This is a genomic window from Streptosporangium sp. NPDC051022 (genome assembly GCF_040683035.1).
Taxonomy (GTDB): Bacteria; Actinomycetota; Actinomycetes; order Streptosporangiales; family Streptosporangiaceae; genus Streptosporangium.
The window spans coordinates 686386-702795 of the sequence record NZ_JBFBCF010000001.1 but is presented as its reverse complement, the minus strand read 5'-3'; the positions used below and the strand labels follow the sequence as shown (position 1 = coordinate 702795).

General features: G+C 70.8%; 16 protein-coding genes. 6 read left to right on the top strand and 10 right to left on the bottom strand.

Features of this window, described 5'->3' with window-relative positions:
- Positions 1–121: 121 nt before the first annotated feature.
- The 5 genes from AB0N02_RS03340 to AB0N02_RS03320 form a co-directional block, all read right to left on the bottom strand.
- Positions 122–1039, bottom strand: a complete 918-nt coding sequence (locus AB0N02_RS03340; RefSeq protein WP_363942086.1) for a hypothetical protein — start codon at positions 1037–1039, stop codon at positions 122–124.
- 78 nt (positions 1040–1117) lie between these two features.
- Positions 1118–1741: a hypothetical protein gene (locus AB0N02_RS03335; RefSeq protein ID WP_363942084.1), complete on the bottom strand. Its 624-nt coding sequence runs from the start codon at positions 1739–1741 to the stop codon at positions 1118–1120.
- Positions 1742–2048: 307 nt separating this feature from the next.
- On the bottom strand, positions 2049–2660 hold the full coding sequence (locus AB0N02_RS03330; RefSeq protein WP_363942081.1) for a MarR family winged helix-turn-helix transcriptional regulator: 612 nt from the start codon (positions 2658–2660) through the stop codon (positions 2049–2051).
- A gap of 288 nt (positions 2661–2948) precedes the next feature.
- Positions 2949–3386, bottom strand: coding sequence for a DUF6294 family protein (locus tag AB0N02_RS03325; RefSeq protein WP_363942078.1), 438 nt, complete (start codon positions 3384–3386; stop codon positions 2949–2951).
- 337 nt (positions 3387–3723) lie between these two features.
- Positions 3724–4494: a DeoR/GlpR family DNA-binding transcription regulator gene (locus AB0N02_RS03320; RefSeq protein ID WP_363942075.1), complete on the bottom strand. Its 771-nt coding sequence runs from the start codon at positions 4492–4494 to the stop codon at positions 3724–3726.
- 104 nt (positions 4495–4598) lie between these two features.
- On the opposite strand from AB0N02_RS03320, the gene AB0N02_RS03315 reads away from it, so the two are divergent.
- Genes AB0N02_RS03315 through AB0N02_RS03300 form a run of 4 tightly spaced genes read left to right on the top strand, consistent with a single transcriptional unit; the run spans position 4599 to position 8834 of the window.
- Complete coding sequence (locus AB0N02_RS03315) at positions 4599–5471, top strand: sugar isomerase (protein WP_363942072.1); 873 nt, start codon at positions 4599–4601, stop codon at positions 5469–5471.
- A 35-nt stretch (positions 5472–5506) separates the two neighbouring features.
- Positions 5507–6643 carry an N-acetylglucosamine-6-phosphate deacetylase gene (gene nagA / locus AB0N02_RS03310; RefSeq protein WP_363942069.1) on the top strand — a complete coding sequence of 379 codons (1137 nt, stop codon included), beginning with the start codon at positions 5507–5509 and terminating at the stop codon, positions 6641–6643.
- Positions 6640–7962 carry a PfkB family carbohydrate kinase gene (locus AB0N02_RS03305; protein ID WP_363942066.1) on the top strand — a complete coding sequence of 441 codons (1323 nt, stop codon included), beginning with the start codon at positions 6640–6642 and terminating at the stop codon, positions 7960–7962. Before nagA ends, AB0N02_RS03305 begins: the two co-directional genes overlap by 4 nt.
- Positions 7963–8009: 47 nt before the next feature.
- Positions 8010–8834, top strand: a complete 825-nt coding sequence (locus tag AB0N02_RS03300; protein ID WP_363942064.1) for a class II fructose-bisphosphate aldolase — start codon at positions 8010–8012, stop codon at positions 8832–8834.
- A gap of 22 nt (positions 8835–8856) precedes the next feature.
- On the opposite strand, the gene AB0N02_RS03295 is transcribed toward AB0N02_RS03300, so the two are convergent.
- The 3 genes from AB0N02_RS03295 to guaB form a co-directional block, all read right to left on the bottom strand.
- Positions 8857–9792, bottom strand: a complete 936-nt coding sequence (locus AB0N02_RS03295; RefSeq protein WP_363942061.1) for a hypothetical protein — start codon at positions 9790–9792, stop codon at positions 8857–8859.
- Between the two features lie 834 nt (positions 9793–10626).
- A complete protein-coding gene (locus AB0N02_RS03290; protein ID WP_363942058.1) occupies positions 10627–11745 on the bottom strand; it encodes a GuaB3 family IMP dehydrogenase-related protein in 1119 nt (372 codons plus the stop codon).
- A gap of 154 nt (positions 11746–11899) precedes the next feature.
- A complete protein-coding gene (gene guaB, locus AB0N02_RS03285; RefSeq protein WP_363942055.1) occupies positions 11900–13381 on the bottom strand; it encodes an IMP dehydrogenase in 1482 nt (493 codons plus the stop codon).
- A gap of 394 nt (positions 13382–13775) precedes the next feature.
- Between guaB and AB0N02_RS03280 the strand changes: the two genes are divergently transcribed.
- Positions 13776–14777 carry a helix-turn-helix transcriptional regulator gene (locus AB0N02_RS03280; protein WP_363942052.1) on the top strand — a complete coding sequence of 334 codons (1002 nt, stop codon included), beginning with the start codon at positions 13776–13778 and terminating at the stop codon, positions 14775–14777.
- A gap of 228 nt (positions 14778–15005) precedes the next feature.
- Positions 15006–15383: a DUF5319 family protein gene (locus AB0N02_RS03275; RefSeq protein WP_363942050.1), complete on the top strand. Its 378-nt coding sequence runs from the start codon at positions 15006–15008 to the stop codon at positions 15381–15383.
- Here AB0N02_RS03275 and AB0N02_RS03270 read toward each other — a convergent pair.
- Positions 15344–15487, bottom strand: coding sequence for a hypothetical protein (locus tag AB0N02_RS03270; protein WP_363942048.1), 144 nt, complete (start codon positions 15485–15487; stop codon positions 15344–15346). The two genes, AB0N02_RS03275 and AB0N02_RS03270, sit on opposite strands and share 40 nt — an antisense overlap.
- Positions 15488–15638: 151 nt before the next feature.
- Positions 15639–16277: a sigma-70 family RNA polymerase sigma factor gene (locus AB0N02_RS03265; protein ID WP_363942046.1), complete on the bottom strand. Its 639-nt coding sequence runs from the start codon at positions 16275–16277 to the stop codon at positions 15639–15641.
- Positions 16278–16410: the final 133 nt, after the last annotated feature.

The window sequence follows — 16410 nt, the reverse complement described above, 5'->3', positions numbered from 1 at the left end:
CCTTCTTCCCTCCCGCCTCCCGGTTCCCCTCCCTACGTCCTTCCCTCCTGGTTCCCCCCTGCGTCTTCCCTCCCGGCGCCGGGGTGCGGCGGCCGTTCACCCGACCAGCCAGGGCGACCGCTCACCCGGCCGGTCGCAGGATCCCCTCCAGGTTCACCACACCGGCCCCGTACCGGTCGTCGAGCGAGCGCCGCAGCTCGTCGGTGACCACCGGGACCAGCGCCTCGACGCGGTTGTCCAGGGTGGAGACACTCGAACTCTGGATCCCCGCCAGCTCCTCGTGGATTCTCCGCTGGACGCGGCGGAGCTCCGCTTCGGAGTGTTTCGCGCCGCTCACGCACAGCGCGCCGCCCCACACCTGGCGGATCCACCGTTCCCGGCCCGCGAGGTCGCCGGTGAACCTGATGTTGAGCACGTATCGGGCCGGGTCGTTCGCCGCCGTCGACGCCTGGGGGCTGGGCAGGCCGTCCAGGTAGGCCTGGTCGATCCATCCGCCGGCGAACTCCGGCACCTTCCGTGCCAGGTCCATGGTCTCCTGCGCCGCCTCCTCGGTGGCCTTCGCCGGATCGACCGGCCGCCATCCTCCCCGCGGCGGCGGGCACGGGCTGGCGAACCTCGTGTCGTGGTCTCCGCCTGAGGGAGGGGGCGTGTCCGCGGCGGGCGGCCGGGGTGTCTCGGTGAGGGTCAGGCGCCTGCCGTCCCAGGTGCCGACCACGCGGTACCGCCCCCACCGGACGTCCCCCGCCCCCTCGGACTCGACGGCCTTCCAGTCCCAGCCGACGATGTCGATCCCGGCGCACTGCGGCGGGTACGAGGCGGCGACGGTCGTGCACAGCTGCGGCCCGTGGTGACTGTTCTCCAGTACGGTCCCCGCTCCCGTGTAACGGAGGGCGGTGGCCCCCTGCGCCGTGGGAGCCGCCGTCTTGGAGGGCGTCACCTTGGCGGGCGCCTCGCCGGGAGACGTGGAGGTCCCGCAGGCCGCGCCCGCCAGGGAGATCGTGAGACACGGGACGACCACGCGTGCCATGCGTCTGCTCATGCCCATAAGACGGGTACGGCGTCCCGTCCGGTTCATTTTCGCCCGGCCCGCTCGCGTGACGTGGAGGAGATCGGCGCCCTATCCGCACCATCCGAATCCGCCGGGTGAGAACGAGATCCGAAGGTCGTAGTCGCCCGTCCTCCGCTCCTCCTCGGTGGCGTAGTCCTTGAGCCTGAGCACGGTGAGGTCGAGATATCCGGTGAATTCTCCAAGGTTCTTGGAGAGACACAGCTGCTCTTTCGCGGGAGGAGCGGAATCACCGTCCTCCCGGAGCAGGCGCCATCCGTCGGCGAGAGCGCGTTTCCGGTAATACGCCATCGTCGTGCCCGTCGAACCCGAAAACCGGTACCGCAGCCCGACGGATCCGATGTTCCGCTCGTTCTCGCATGCCCTGGTGACGCTCTCGCTGATTTTCACCGCTCCGGGAGGAGTATCGCGGAGGACCCCCTCCTTCCCGGCCCTCGCCGCCCATTCGCCGGTCGGATCGGTCATGCACGCCAGGCCGGTCCGCTGCCAGATCAGGGTCAGCGGCAGACGCGGACTTCCCAGGAGCAGCGATCTCAGGAATTCCGCCACGACCACGGCCGTGACGACGCACACGATCACGAGCGCGACGGCGCTGACCGCGGCCGCCCGCCTTCCGCGGCGCCGTACCTTTCTCGCCCGGAGGGAAAGCCCGTCGTCCACACCGGAACCAGCCATCGAAAATCGTCCTTCACGGCTCATGAATTCTCTGGGCACGAGACCGCGTAGAAAGACGTCGAGCCGATCTCCCCGGTCGGGAGATCAGCAAAGCAGAGACATGTGGTATTTCCCGGGAGGGGCCGTGAAGATTTCGTGCATCAATGGACGCCGACGGCGGAGAAAGGCGGTGAGGGGGCGGGGACCGCCCCCTCCGGTGAAACCGCCGCCGCCGGTGGAACCGCCGCCGGGCGGTACGGAGATCCGTCCCGGGCACATGTGAGACGCGGGAACCGCCGTCGAGCAGACCCGGGAACCGGGGAAGGCGTTATCTTCCGCCCTCGGAGGCACGGTCCGAACTCCGGGAGGCCCTCCGCTCCGGGCCTTCTTTCTCCAGGTGCTTCAGAACGTGCCGCAGCGTGTTCCCCAGCTCGGTCAGGCGCCGCTCGCCGAGTCCGGAGAGCACGAACTGCTCCTCCCTGTTGAACTCGGGGAACAGCGTGGTCATGAGTTTCTCCCCCTCCGGGGTGAGGGAGAACACGGTGCGCCTGCGGTCGCTGGCCGGGATGTCCCGAACGATCAGCCCGCGGTTTTCGAGCGTTTGCGCCACTCCGGTCAATGTGCCCTTGGTGATGCCCGCCTCGGCGGCGACGTGCCGATTCTCTATCGACTCCCAGATCCACACGACCCACAGCACCACGAAAGCGGTCCAGGTGAGATCCGCTTCCTTCAGCACCGTCTGCTCGAAATGATTCCGGACGGACGAGGCGACCCGATAGAGGTTTGATATCGCGGTCATCGCCCGGAAATCCAGCTCCAGGCCCTCAAGCTTCCCCGTGACGGCTTCCTCGGTCTGCCGCAGGGTATGCGCGCCGCTCACAAACAGCTCCTCGGGGGTCGGACCGTTCCGGCATTTCTCCGCGCGGCCGATTTCCGGCACCCGGCGGCGGAGATATCCTGATCGTTCAGGCCCTGTCGATCCTAGACGATGAATGGACCCCGAACGGGGGCGAGTCCGGAGGTCATGGGGCGGCGCCCGATTCCGACCGTGCCCTGGCCGATCGACGACAATGCGCATGTCCGCCGTCTCCGGCCGCCCGAAACCCCTGATCGTCCGAAACCCCTGACCGCCGGAAACGAGAGGCGCGCCGTGATCGGCACATCGGGAAGAATGCCGGAGAGCCCTCCTCCGCACCCGTGGTGGAGGAGGGCCCGGTGCCGCCCGGACTCAGCAGTGCTTGGCCAGCGACATGCGCTTGATGAGGTCGTACTTGCGGTAGTCGAAGCGGCCGGAGGCGAACCACCGGTACCGCTGGGTGTGGTTGGGCAGGTTCTTGACGAACTTCTGCGGGTCGCCGCCGTCCTGGATGCGGGCGTTGGTGAGCCTGCCCAGCACGGCGCCGTTGACGTCCTTGATGGTCGCCCACATCAGCCAGGCGTCGTTGTCGTCGCTGCTGGTGACGACCCCGTCGAAGGTCGCCGTGCCGTCCGAGAACAGCGTCCACCGCGCGCCCTGGAACATCGTGCAGTCGCCCGCCGTCGACGTGTTCCAGGTGAAGGACCTGGAGGACAGCGCCTGGGCCGTACCCGTCGCCGGGGCCGTCAGCCCGACGGTCAGAGCCAGTGTGGCCACGGCCGCACTCGCCATCCTGCGGATTCCGCGCATGAGACTTCCCCTTTCGCCGAGGCTTCGCAAGGGGGAGCGTCCTTCTCCCCTCCGAACCTTTCGGCCGAGCCTGTAAAGACTGTCGCGGAGGGAGGGTGGGAGCCGCATCGGTGCTAGCACGCAAAGGCGAGCCATACGTCGGCGTGAAGGGGTTTCCCCCGCGGGGTCCCATGCGAGCCCGCCCGGGGTCCCAGGGTCCTGTGCGGAATCCCCTGTGGAGTCAGTCCACGGCCCTGTGCGGGATCCCGTCGGAGTTCTACGGTCCTGTGCGGGTCCCGCAGTCCTACGCGCCCGTGCGGGTCCCGCAGTCCTACGCGCCCGTGCGGGTCCCGCAGTCCTACGCGCGGACGACCTTCACGCCCGCGTCGGTGAAGCGGGCCGCGTCCTCGTCCGAGAGTCCCTCGTCGGTGATGAGGGTGCCGATCGCGCCGATCGGGCAGATCCTGGCGAAGGCCCGGCGGCCGATCTTGGAGGCGTCGGCGACCACGACCACCTGGGCGGCCCGGCTGATCAGCAGGTTGTTGACGCTCGCCTCGCCCTCGTGGTGGGCGGACGCGCCCGTCTCGGCGTCGAGCGCGTCCACGCCCAGGAACGCGATGTCGAGTGCGACCTGCTCCAGCACCCCCGACGCCAGCGGGCCGATCAGCTCGTAGGACTGCGGCCTCGCCACCCCGCCCGTCAGCACGATCTTCACGTGCTGGCGCACCGTCAGCTCGGCGGCGATGTTCAGCGCGTTGGTGACGATGGTGAAGCCCACCTCGGGATCGGCCCGGACGGCCAGGGCCCGCGCCACCTCCGAGGTGGTCGTGCCGCCGTTCAGCCCGACGATCGCGCCCGGCACGACCAACTCGGCCGCGGCCTCGGCGATCCGCTGCTTCTCGTCGGCGTGACGCGCGGTCTTGTAGCGCAACGGCAGGTCGTAGCTCACACTCTGGGCGACGGCGCCGCCGCGCGTGCGCATGAGCATTTGCTGCTGGGCCAGCTGGTCGAAGTCGCGGCGGATCGTGGCGGTGGAGACCGTCAACGCCTCGGCTGCCTGCTCCACCGACAGGCGTCCCTCCTGCGAGAGCAGTTCGAGGATCGAGTTCCAGCGCTCATATCGGCTCACGGTCCACAGCCTTGCACAGGAGGCGATCAAAACCCACCTCTGCACAAAGTTGCTCATTTCTGCTATAAATCAATCATAAACGAAGCTAGTTGGGGAGGCATGCCGTGACCACGCATACCGAAGCCGAGATCGCGTCCCAGCCCGACAGCTGGCGTCGAGCCGTCACCGAGGTGCCGGCCGACGCGCTTCCCCGGCGAGGCGAGCGGGTCGCCGTCGTCGGCTGCGGTACCTCCTGGTTCGTCGCCCAGTCCTACGCGGTGCTCCGCGAGCGGGCCGGGCACGGCGAGACCGACGCCTTCGCCGCCTCCGAGTTCCCCGCCGGACGCTCCTACGACCGGATCCTCGCGCTGACCAGGTCGGGCACCACCACCGAGGTGCTGGAGGTGCTGGGGAACGCGGGCACCAGGACGACCGCCGTCACCGCCTCCCCGGACACCCCCGTCATGACGGCCGCCGACGAGGTCGTCCTGCTCGACTTCGCCGACGAGCGATCCGTCGTGCAGACCCGGTTCGCCACCACGCAGCTCGCCCTGCTCCGCGCCCACCTCGGCGAGGACCTGACCGCCGCGATCGCCGACGCGGAGCGCGCGCTCGCCGCCCCCCTGCCCGCCGAGCTGCTGGCCGCCGAGCAGTTCACCTTCCTCGGCCGGGACTGGTCGTACGGCCTGGCCCTGGAGGCCGCCCTGAAGATGCGCGAGGCCTGCCGGGCGTGGACCGAGTCCTACCCCGCGATGGAGTACCGCCACGGCCCGATCAGCATCGCGGGCCCGAACCGGATCACCTGGATGCTGGGCGAGAGCCCGGGGGGACTGCGCGACGAGGTCGAGGCCGCCGGTGGATCGTTCCTGGAGAGCCCCCTCGACCCGATGGCCGAGCTGATCAAGGTCCAGCGGGTGGCCGTGGCGCGGGCGCACGCCCGGGGACTCAACCCCGACGAGCCCCTCCACCTCACCAGGTCCGTCATCCTCCCCTCCTGATCATTGATCGCGTGGGGACCGGGAAGGATGGGGACATGAGCATCACACTCGCCGACGCCCGTATCGTGACCCCCGACGGTGTTCACGAGGGCTGGCTCACCATCGAAGACGGCCGCATCACCCACGTCGGCCAGGGGTCGGCGCCGGGCCCCGGTCTCGGCCTCGCGGGCCGTTACGTGGTACCGGGCTTCGTGGACATGCACACCCACGGCGGAGCCGGCGGTTCCTTCCCCACCGGCGACCCGGACGAGGCGCTCCGGGCCGTCGACCTGCACGCCCGGCACGGCACGACCACGATCGTCGCCAGCCTGGTCACCGCCTCTCCGGGCGACCTGTCCAGGGCCGCCTCCGCCCTGGCCGACCTGTGCGACGACGGCGTGCTGGCCGGGATCCACTTCGAGGGTCCCTACATCTCCAAGGCGCGCTGCGGCGCGCACAACCCGGCCTTCCTGCGGGACCCCTCCACGCAGGAGTTCACCGAACTGCTCAAGGCGGGGCGCGGCCACGTGCGGATGCTCACCATCGCCGCCGAACTGCCCGGCGCGCTGGACACCATCAGGGAGGCGGTCGCGCACAACGTGATCGCCGCCCTCGGCCACAGCGACGCCACCTACGAGCAGACCCGCCAGGGCATCGAGGCGGGCGGCAGCGTCGCCACCCACCTCTACAACGCGATGCCGTCGCTGCACCACCGCGACCCCGGGCCCGTCGCCGCGCTGCTGGAGGACGAGCGCGTCACGATCGAGCTGGTCAACGACGGCGTGCACGTGCACCCGGCGATGATGCGCCTGGCCTACGACGTCGCGGGCCCCGGCCGGACCGCGCTGATCACCGACGCGATGGCCGCCGCCGGCATGGGCGACGGCGTCTACGGGCTCGGACCGATGCAGGTCGAGGTCGTCGGCGGCGCCGCCAGGCTGGCCGGGGGCGGCACGATCGCGGGCAGCACCCTCACCATGGACGTGGCGTTCAGGCGCGCCGTACGGCAGGTCGGCCTGTCCCTCAGCGAGGCGGCCGAGGTCACCTCGCTCACCCCCGCCCGGGTGCTCGGCCTGGCCGACCGCCTCGGCTCCGTCTCCGTCGGCAAGCAGGCCGACCTGGTGGTGCTCACCGACGACCTGGAGGTCTCCGGCGTCATGCGGCACGGAAACTGGATCACGGAACCCCGATGACCCCACCGCCCGCCCCCCGGGGCACGATCCTCACCGTCACGCTGAACCTGGCGCTCGACGTCACCTACACGACCGGTGGCGTCGACTGGGACGGCGTCAACCGGGTGCGGGCCGTGCACCGCAGGGCGGGCGGCAAGGGTGTCAACGTGGCCAGGGTGCTCGCCGCCCTCGGCCACGACGTCCTCGTCACCGGCCTGGCGGGCGGATCGAACGGCGAGGCCGCCGAGGCCGACCTCGCCGCCGCGGGCCTGCCCGCCGCCCTCACCCCGATCGCCGCCGGATCACGCGCCACCCTGGCCGTCCACGACCTCGGCCCGGCTCTCCCCGGTCCGCCCCCCTCCGGTACGGCCCCCGCCGGCGGCGCCGTCCCTCCTGTCCACGACGGATCCACAGGCTCCCCCGGCTCATCCGGCTTCTCCGGCCCGTCCGGTTCATTCGGTTCGTCCGGTTCGTTCGGCTTCTCCGCCGACGGCGCCGGGCGGGCCGTACGGCCGCGCACCGCGCTCTTCAACGAACCCGGCCCCCTCGTCACCGAGGCGGAGCTCGAAAGCTTCCTGCGTGATTACGACACGCGGCTCGGGCGGGCCGCGGCGGTCGTCATCTCCGGCAGCCTCCCCGCCGGGGTGCCCGTCACCCTCTACGCCGACCTCGCCGCCCGCGCCCGCGAGCGCGGCGTCCCCGCGATCGTGGACGCCGACGGCGAGCCGCTCCGGCACGCTCCCTCCGGCCGCCCCGAGATCGTCAAGCCCAACGCCGAGGAACTCGCCCGCGCCCTCTCCCACAGGGAGCCCTTCCCCTCCCGGGACGGTTCCTGGAACGTTCCCTCCCCCGGCCCCGGTTCCCCGGACGGGAAGGCCCGCCACTCCGAAGGCTCCGACGGTTCCGGCGGAACCGGCGGGATCGGCGACATCGGCGACATCGGCCACATCGACGGGATCGGCGGGATCGGCGGGATCGGCGGGATCGGCGGGATCGGCGGGATCGGCGAGGCCCTGCGCGGGGCCGAGGCGCTCCGCCGCTCGGGGGCCCGGGCGGTCGTGGTCTCGCTCGGCGCCGACGGGCTGCTGGCGGTGACCCCGGAGGGCTCCTGGCGGGCCGCGATGCCGTACCGGGTCGAGGGCAACCCGACCGGCGCGGGTGACGCGCTGGTCGCGGGGCTGGCGCTGGGCCTGGTCGAGCGGACGCCCTGGCCGGAACGGCTGCGCAGGGCCGCCGCCCTGGGCGCCGCCGCGGTCGCCGCCCCGGTCGCGGGCGACTTCGACGCGAACGTCCTGCGGGACATCCACCCCAAGATCCGGGTGGAGCCCGCGCGGGCGTAGGCCCCCGCGAGCCAGACCGGAGATCCCACCAAGAACGGAGGCCATCCATGCCCCTCGTCGGCATCGGCGACATCGTCCGCGACGCCCAGGCGGGTGTCGGCGCGTTCAACGTCGTCCAGTTGGAACACGCCGAGGCGATCGTCGCCGGAGCGGAGGCGGCGGGCGCGCCCGTGGTACTGCAGATCAGCGAGAACTGCGTCCGCTTCCACGGCGCGCTCGCGCCGGTCGCGGCCGCGACGCTGGCGGTGGCCAGGGCCGCGGCGGTGCCCGTGGCCGTCCACCTCGACCACGCCACCGACCGCGCGCTCGTCGAGGAGGCCGTCGAGCTGGGGATCGGCTCGGTGATGTTCGACGCCTCCGCGCTGCCCGACGAGGAGAACGTGGCGCTCACCGCCGAGGTCGCCGCCCTGTGCCACGCCCGCGGCCTGTGGGTCGAGGCCGAACTCGGCGAGGTCGGCGGCAAGGACGGGGTGCACGCGCCCGGGGCTCGGACCCGGCCGCACGAGGCCGTGGACTACGTGGCGAGAACGGGCGTCGACGCGCTGGCCGTCGCCGTGGGCAGTTCCCACGCCATGACGACCAGGGACGCCGTGCTCGACCTGGAGCTGATCGCCGCCCTGCGCGCCGCCGTACCGGTCCCGCTGGTGCTCCACGGCTCCTCGGGCGTGCCGGACGAGACCCTGCGCGCCGCCGTACGGCGTGGCATGAAGAAGATCAACATCGCCACGCACCTCAACAAGACCTTCACCGGCGCCGTCCGCGACTATCTGGCGGCCGACGGGAAGGTCGTGGACTCCCGCAAGTATCTCGGAGCGGCCCGTACGGCCGTCGCCACCGAGGTCACCCGCCTCCTCGGGGTCCTGGGAGCCTGATCACGGCCGGTCCCGGCGGATCTCAAGGCCAGTCCCAGCGGATCCCGATCAGGCCGGGCTGGAGCGAGTCGGCGACCAGGTGGACCGCGTGGTGGGCGTTGAGGGTCAGCGCGACCTGGTCGTGCTCGTCGGCGCTGTGCTCGTGATGGGCGAAACGGCGGATGTTGATCGGCGGTGCGGAGGGGGCGAAGCTCACCCGGAGGGTGTACTGCCCCACCGGGGAGCGGAAACCCCGTTCGTACTCGGTGGTCTCCACCCCGCTCGGGTCGGCCAGCTCGTAGCGGATCACCTGGGTCTCCCCGACCCGCAGCGCGCGGTCGAACAGCAGCTCGGCCGCCACGAGCGCGGTGGGCCCGTCCCGCCGGACCCTGCCGACCCGGCAGTCCTCCAGCGCCCGGATCCGCACCCGCTCCACGTCGCACCCCAGATCGCCCCGGTAGACGATGACGTGGCGGTCGGTGGCGTCCTCCTGCGCCCGCACCACCTGGAGCGTCTCACGGCGGACGACGCTGCGGTCCGATCCGATCTGCAGCGTCTCGTACATCCCGGTGATCTGCAGCCGCTTGCCGTCCGCCACCCCGTCGAGGTCGTGGAGCAGGGCGGAGAGCGCGCGGGAGGGCTCCAGGAGCGAGGAGTAGGGCATCGCCCCCGGCGACGCCCCGTTGCCCTGTCCCCTGCCCCTGGGGCGGGGCGGGCCGAGCAGTCCCATCAGCGAGCGCGGCGGGAGGATGAGGATCTCCTCCAGGGCGCGTACGGCCCGCAGCGACTCGGGCCGCTCCGGGCGCCGCAGCCCCTGCTGCCAGTAGCTCAGACTCGTCATCCCGACCCGCAGCCCACGCTCTTCCAGGCGATGGCGGAGCCGGTCCAGGGTCAGGCCACGCGCCTCGACCGCGGCACGGAGAGCGACGTGGAACGGGCCCTCCCGAAGAGCGACCCGCAGCTCACGATCAACCGACACATGGGCATGTTCACAGATTTTTCCCCACACGTCACTTTTACCAACGCATACGGTGTCAATTTTGTGACCCGCCAGCAGACTGGGCCAACGCACCTGACAGCGACATCTCCGGCCATAGCCTGGCGCGGAACGCACAGTCGCCTCTCTCACACCCCGGCTCCGGTCTTCTCCGCCCGACCCTGCCATGGCCACCCCCCACCCTCGTCACCGGCACGTTCGGGTCTCCCGCGGCGACGGCCCGACGACGGCCCGACGAGCGATGACGCGGTCCTGACCGGCGCCGAACAGGCCGTACGCGACCTGGGACCCTCCCGGTCACGACGGCGTGCGGGCGTCGCCTCCCGCGCGCCCGCCAAGCCTCCTCTGCCACCGCGGGACGCTTCCCGACCTCAAAGGAACCTTAAAGGCACTTAATGCCCTTTTAAAAGCCCCTGAGCCTCTCTCGGACCCCACAGGCACCGACCACGGGTGCGGGGTTGACTCTCAAGCGACTCGAAGGGGGAGATCCGTCCCGTGGACGACAACGTGGAACCCGGCGGCGGCACGAGACCGGACAACGGCATGGGAGCGGACAACGGCACGGGAGCGGACAACGGCACCGGGGCGGGCGACAGCACCGGGGCGGGCGGCGACGTACGGGCGGGCGACGGCGTACAGGCGGGCGGGCGAGGCGCCGGACAACGGGATCGCGCCGGAAAACGCCCCCGCCTCCGGCCACGGCACGGAGGGGACACGAGGGGACACCTCCCATACAACGACCATCAAAAAGGACGCCCGGCTCGTGGAGCGCGGGCGTCCCTTCGACGGCCACTCGGTGGCACAGCTGAGAAAAGGTCAGCCGTTCTGCGGGGCGACGACCACCTCGACCCGCTGGAACTCCTTCAGGTCGGAGTATCCCGCGGTCGCCATCGTCCGCTTCAGCGCGCCCATCAGGTTCATCGAACCGTCGGCGACCGAGGACGGGCCGTGCAGGATCTGCTCCAGGGTGCCGATCGTGCCGAACTGGACCCGCTTGCCCCGGGGAAGCTCGGGGTGCTGGGCCTCCGAGCCCCAGTGGAAGCCGCGCCCGGGGGCCTCGGCGGCCCTGGCCAGCGGCGAGCCGACCATGACCGCGTCGGCGCCGCAGGCGATGGCCTTGGCGATGTCGCCGGAGGTGCCCATGCCGCCGTCGGCGATGACGTGGACGTAGCGGCCGCCCGACTCGTCCATGTAGTCGCGGCGGGCCGCGGCCACGTCGGAGATCGCGGTGGCCATCGGCACCGCGACGCCCAGCACCGTGCGGGTGGTGTGCGAGGCGCCACCGCCGAAGCCGACGAGGACGCCGGCCGCGCCGGTCCGCATCAGGTGCAGCGCCGCGGTGTAGGTGGCGCAGCCGCCGACGATCACCGGGACGTCGAGCTCGTAGATGAACTGCTTGAGGTTCAGCGGCTCGGCCCGGCCCGAGACGTGCTCGGCGGAGACCGTGGTGCCGCGGATCACGAAGATGTCCACGCCCGCGTCGATGACGGCCTTGTGGTACTGGACCGTGCGCTGCGGGGACAGGCGCACGGCCGTGGTGACCCCGGCCGCGCGGATCTCCTCGATGCGGCGCCCGATCAGCTCTTCCCTGATCGGCGCGTTGTAGATCTCCTGGAGTCGCCGTGTCGCGGCCTCACCCTTGAGCTCGGCCACCTCGGCCAGCAGAGACGTCGGGTCGTCGTAACGGGTCCACAGACCTTCGAGGTCCAGCACCGCCAGACCGCCGAGCCTGCCGACCTCGATCGCGGTCTTCGGCGAGACCACACTGTCCATCGGGCTCACCACGACGGGAAGTTCGAACCGGTAGGCGTCGATCTGCCAGGCGATCGAGACCTCCTCCGGGTCGCGGGTGCGACGGGACGGGACGATGCCGATCTCGTCGAGCGCGTAGGCACGGCGGCCGTTCTTGCCGCGGCCGATCTCCACCTGAGTCATATGTCTGATTTTCCCATTTCATGCGTGTACGGCACGCATCCAGCGGACGCGAGCCGTACCGTGCCGGTGCGGCCGGTGCGGGCCGAGTGACCCGCCCCGCGCCGAGCCTGTCGCGGGTCCCGCGGCGTTCGCCCTCGGTGCCCGCCACAGGACTCTATCGACGGTGGTAGTTCGGAGCCTCGACGGTCATCTGGATGTCGTGGGGGTGGCTCTCCTTGAGGCCCGCCGCGGTGATCGGCATGAGCTCGCTGCTGGTGTGCATCTCCTTGATGGTGCGGCACCCGGCGTACCACATGCCCTGGCGCAGGCCGCCGACGAGCTGGTGGGCGACCGCGGCGACCGGGCCGCGGTAGGGCACCTGCCCCTCGATGCCCTCGGGGATGTACTTGTCCTCGCCGCCGACGTCCGCCTGGGCGTAGCGGTCCTTGCTGAAGGAGGCGCCGCCGCGCTCGCGGTTGCGGACCGCGCCGAGCGACCCCATCCCCCGGTAGGACTTGAACTGCTTGCCGTTGATGAAGATCAGCTCTCCGGGGGACTCCTCGCAGCCCGCCAGCAGCGAGCCGAGCATGACCGTGTCGGCGCCCGCCGCGATGGCCTTGACGATGTCTCCGGAGTACTGCAGGCCGCCGTCGCCGATCACCGGGATCCCGGCGGGACCCGCGGCGAGCGAGGCCTCGTGGATGGCCGTCACCTGCGGGGCGCCGACGCCCGCGACCACGCGGGTGGTGCAGATGGAGCCCGGCCCGACACCGACCTTGACCGCGTCGGCCCCGGCGTCGACCAGCATCTGGGCGCCCGCGCGGGTGGCGATGTTGCCGCCGATGACCTCGGCCCGGCTGTTGGCCTTGATCTTGGAGATCATGTCGGCGAGGCCCTTGGAGTGGCCGTGGGCGACGTCCACCACGATCACGTCGACGCCGGCCTCGATCAGGGCCGCCGCCCGCTTCTCGGCGTCCTCCCCGACCCCGATGGCCGCGCCGACGACGAGCCTGCCGTCGGCGTCCTTGGTGGAGAGGGGGTACTGCTCGCTCTTGGTGAAGTCCTTGACGGTGATGAGCCCGCGGAGCCGGCCGGCCGCGTCGACCAGCGGAAGCTTCTCGATCTTGTTCTGCCCGAGCAGCGCGAAGGCGTCGTCCCTGGAGACCCCGACCGGCGCGGTGACCAGCGGCATCTGGGTCATGACCTCGCGCACGAGGCGGCTGTGGTCGGTCTCGAAGCGCATGTCGCGGTTGGTGACGATGCCGACCAGCACGCCGGTCTCGTCGGTGACCGGGACGCCGGAGATGCGGTACGTGGCGCAGAGGCGCTCGACGTCGGCGAGGGTGTCGTCCGGCGAGCAGGTGACCGGGTTGGTGACCATCCCGGCCTCGGAGCGCTTGACCAGGTCGGCCTGCTGGGCCTGGTCCTCGATGGACAGGTTGCGGTGCAGGATGCCGATGCCGCCCTGACGGGCCATCGCCACCGCCATCCGGGCCTCGGTGACCGTGTCCATCGCCGCGGAGATGAGCGGAATCCGCAGGGTGATCCCCCGGGAGAGGCGGGTGCCGGTGTCGGCCTCGCCCGGCTGCAGATCCGAATACGCGGGAACCAGGAGTACGTCGTCGAACGTGAGTCCGGTTTCGGTGAATTTTGCCATCTGCAACCCTCCTGCCGCGGCGCTCTCATGAGATGGGGAAAGGCGCCGGCCCCCGGATCACAGTTTAGAGTCTGACTCCAAACTTGAAGGACACCGGGGAAACTTCGGAAAAAGGGGAACCGGGCGGTCAGTGACCCGCCCGGCTCCCCGTCACCGGCGACGGCACGGGACACCGCGCACCGCCGAACCCCCCTCCGCGTCCGAACGGCAACCGTCCCGCGCCGTCGCCGACGCTGTGTCAAGCTTGGATTACTGTCCGTTCATCCGCAACGTACCTACGTGCAATTGCACGAAGTTGCACCCTCAGCAGGCCGGTAGGAGCCAACGCCCGGACAGAGGTGATTCGCGGGGTTATCCTCGCGGGACGCCGTGTCATCTCAGGAGCCTCTCGCCGATGCGTACCGACACACCGCCGCTTGAGAGTCTGGGCTTCACCTCGGCCCAGATCTCGCTGTACAACGTGGTGCTGCGCCTGCACCGCGCCACCTGCGCCGAGCTCGCGGAGGCCGTCGACGGCTCGCCCGAACCGCTGAGCCGCGAGCTGGCCACGCTGGTGAAGCTGGGCGTGGTGGAGGAGCAGGGCGGGGAGTACCTCGCCCGGCACCCCGCCACCGCCCTCGGCCACCTGGTCGCCGACCGCCTCGACCGGCTCGCCGCGGAGAGCCGCAGGATCGACAGCGTGGTCGGGTCGATCAGCGGCCTGATCCACCAGTACGACGCGGGCCGCGACTACCAGACCGGCCAGTTCGACGTGCACCTGGTCGGCGGGGCCGACGAGCTCTACGAGAGCGTGATCGGCATGGCCGTGCAGGCGCCGCCGCTGGAGACGCTGTCGGTCATCCCCGACAGGCGGACGGTGGACGACTTCGCCTCCCGGTACGCCGACCGGTGGATCGCGGCCCAGCGCGCCGAGCTGATCTCCTCCCGGAGCGTCATCCCGGTCCACACACTGGAGATACCCGGCCTGCGCGAGAAGCTGGACCTGTTCCGGCGGGCGGGGGCCCAGGTCCGCACCCTCGACACCGTACCGAGCTGGTTCCTCGTCGCCGGGGCGGAGGCCGCGGGCATCCCCGCCCGCTGGGGTGACTCCCTGGCGGAGAACGCCTACAACTTCCACCTGGTCAGGGCGGCCGTCGTGGTGTCGGCGCTGCGCTCGCTCTTCGAGGAGCTGTGGGCCAGGGCCGCGCCGCTGCCCTGGGAGCAGCACCGGGGGGACAGCGTGGCCCAGGTGATCCGGCTGGCGGCCCAGGGGGTCTGTGACACGGTGATCGCCAAGCAGCTCGGGATCTCGGTGCGGACGGTACGGACCCGGTTCGCCGACGCCATGGCCGAGCTGGGCGCGCAGTCGCGGTTCCAGGCCGGCGTCGAGGCGGCCCGGCGCGGCTGGCTCGCCTGAGTGCCACCCGGCCCCGGTACGGCTCCCACCCGCCTCCAGCGCCCCGGTACGGCCCTATCCGCCTTGACCGGTCCCGGTACGGCTCCCACCCGCTTCCACCGGCCTCGGTGCGGCTCCGGCCCGCTCTGACCGGTCCCGCCGTAGGCACGGCCGCCCGGCGCGTGGGCGTCACGACCGGCTCGTCGCGTTCGGGGGCTGTCGGCCACATCGAGGCCATAAGGTGGGATCGTGCTCGACGATGTCCCTCGCGACCCGTTCGCGGATGATCCGGACGACCCGGCGACGGCACTGGGTGAGCTTGACGACTCTCAGCCGTTGACCTCCGCCGAACGCGACGAGGCCATGACCGACCTTGCCGACGTGGAGGTCTTCCGCTCCATGCTGGAGCCCCAGGGTGTGCTCGGCCTGGTCCTCGACTGCCCGGAATGCGGCGAACAGCACTACTTCGACTGGGAGCTCCTGCGGGGCAACCTGCGCCAGATGATCGAGCACGGACGGCCCCAGGTCCACGAGCCCGCCTACCGGCCCGATCCGACGGATTACGTCACCTGGGAGTACGCCAGGGGCTACGTCGACGGCGTGATCGACACCGAGGAACACCGCTGATCGACGTCGTCGATCAGCGCGGCCAGCAGGCCCACGGCGACGTCGGAGGAGACGACGGGCTCCCTGTGTGAGAGCGCCTCCAGGACTGCGTCGGTCCCGGCCACGGCGGGGTCCTCCTCGGGCCCGTATCTCCGGGCCGGACGCCGAGGATGAACCGCCGTCACGGGCTCGCCCGCCTCACGGTCTCGCCGGTCCGGCGGACCTCTTCCCGTGTCGCACGCCGACACCGCGTGATCCGGCCCGACTGCTCCGCGGTCAAGCTATCGACTCCAGCTCCGCCATCGCCCGCAGCCGGGCCAGCGCCCGATGCTGGGCGACGCGTACCGCACCTGGTGACATGCCGAGTACATTACCCGTCTCCTCGGCGGACAGTCCTGAGACGACCCGGAGCATGAGCAGCTCACGCTGGTTGTCCGGGAGCCTGGACAGCAGTCTGCGGGCGTGCTCGGCCTCGATGTAGCGCACCACGGTCTCCTCCGGCCCCGGCCCCTCGTCGGGCCCGTCCGGAAGGTCCTGGGTGGGCACGGCGGATCGCACGGAGCTGCGCAGCGCGTCGGCCACCTTGTGGGAGGCGATACCGAAGACGAAGGACGCGAACGGCCGCCCCATGTCACGGTAGCGGGGCAGCGCGGACAGCACCGCGATGCAGACTTCCTGAGCCACGTCATCCGCGATGTGATATTGCCCGGAAACGCGGCCAAGACGGGCACGGCAATAACGGACGACCATTGGTCGTAGCTGCGCGATCAGAGTTTCGATCGCGGTGCGATCTCCCTGAACGGCGAGGCTTGTCAGATCTTTGAGATCATCCCTGTGGGCGGCCCCTTCAGATCTCGTCGCAAGCCTTACCCCAGTTTTGGCGTCGGCGACGCATCCCTCGGTCACGTTACGCATGATGCCCGCCCCACTCGAACCTGTCGTCATGGCGAACGGCTACGGATTGGTCACATTGAGAGGGAGATAACGGGACGTAATCATCTGGCTACAGTAAGGCCTTGGCGATGAAGAAATATTTCATCGGATTGCC

Bases quoted from the DNA above. Each gene is read 5' to 3' on its own strand.
- AB0N02_RS03340 (WP_363942086.1), bottom strand. From the start codon at position 1,039: ATGAGCAGACGCATGGCACGCGTGGTCGTCCCGTGTCTCACGATCTCC.
- AB0N02_RS03335 (WP_363942084.1), bottom strand. From the start codon at position 1,741: ATGGCTGGTTCCGGTGTGGACGACGGGCTTTCCCTCCGGGCGAGAAAG.
- AB0N02_RS03325 (WP_363942078.1), bottom strand. From the start codon at position 3,386: ATGCGCGGAATCCGCAGGATGGCGAGTGCGGCCGTGGCCACACTGGCT.
- nagA (WP_363942069.1), top strand. From the start codon at position 5,507: ATGAGCATCACACTCGCCGACGCCCGTATCGTGACCCCCGACGGTGTT.
- AB0N02_RS03305 (WP_363942066.1), top strand. From the start codon at position 6,640: ATGACCCCACCGCCCGCCCCCCGGGGCACGATCCTCACCGTCACGCTG.
- AB0N02_RS03300 (WP_363942064.1), top strand. From the start codon at position 8,010: ATGCCCCTCGTCGGCATCGGCGACATCGTCCGCGACGCCCAGGCGGGT.
- AB0N02_RS03290 (WP_363942058.1), bottom strand. From the start codon at position 11,745: ATGACTCAGGTGGAGATCGGCCGCGGCAAGAACGGCCGCCGTGCCTAC.
- guaB (WP_363942055.1), bottom strand. From the start codon at position 13,381: ATGGCAAAATTCACCGAAACCGGACTCACGTTCGACGACGTACTCCTG.
- AB0N02_RS03280 (WP_363942052.1), top strand. From the start codon at position 13,776: ATGCGTACCGACACACCGCCGCTTGAGAGTCTGGGCTTCACCTCGGCC.
- AB0N02_RS03265 (WP_363942046.1), bottom strand. From the start codon at position 16,277: ATGCGTAACGTGACCGAGGGATGCGTCGCCGACGCCAAAACTGGGGTA.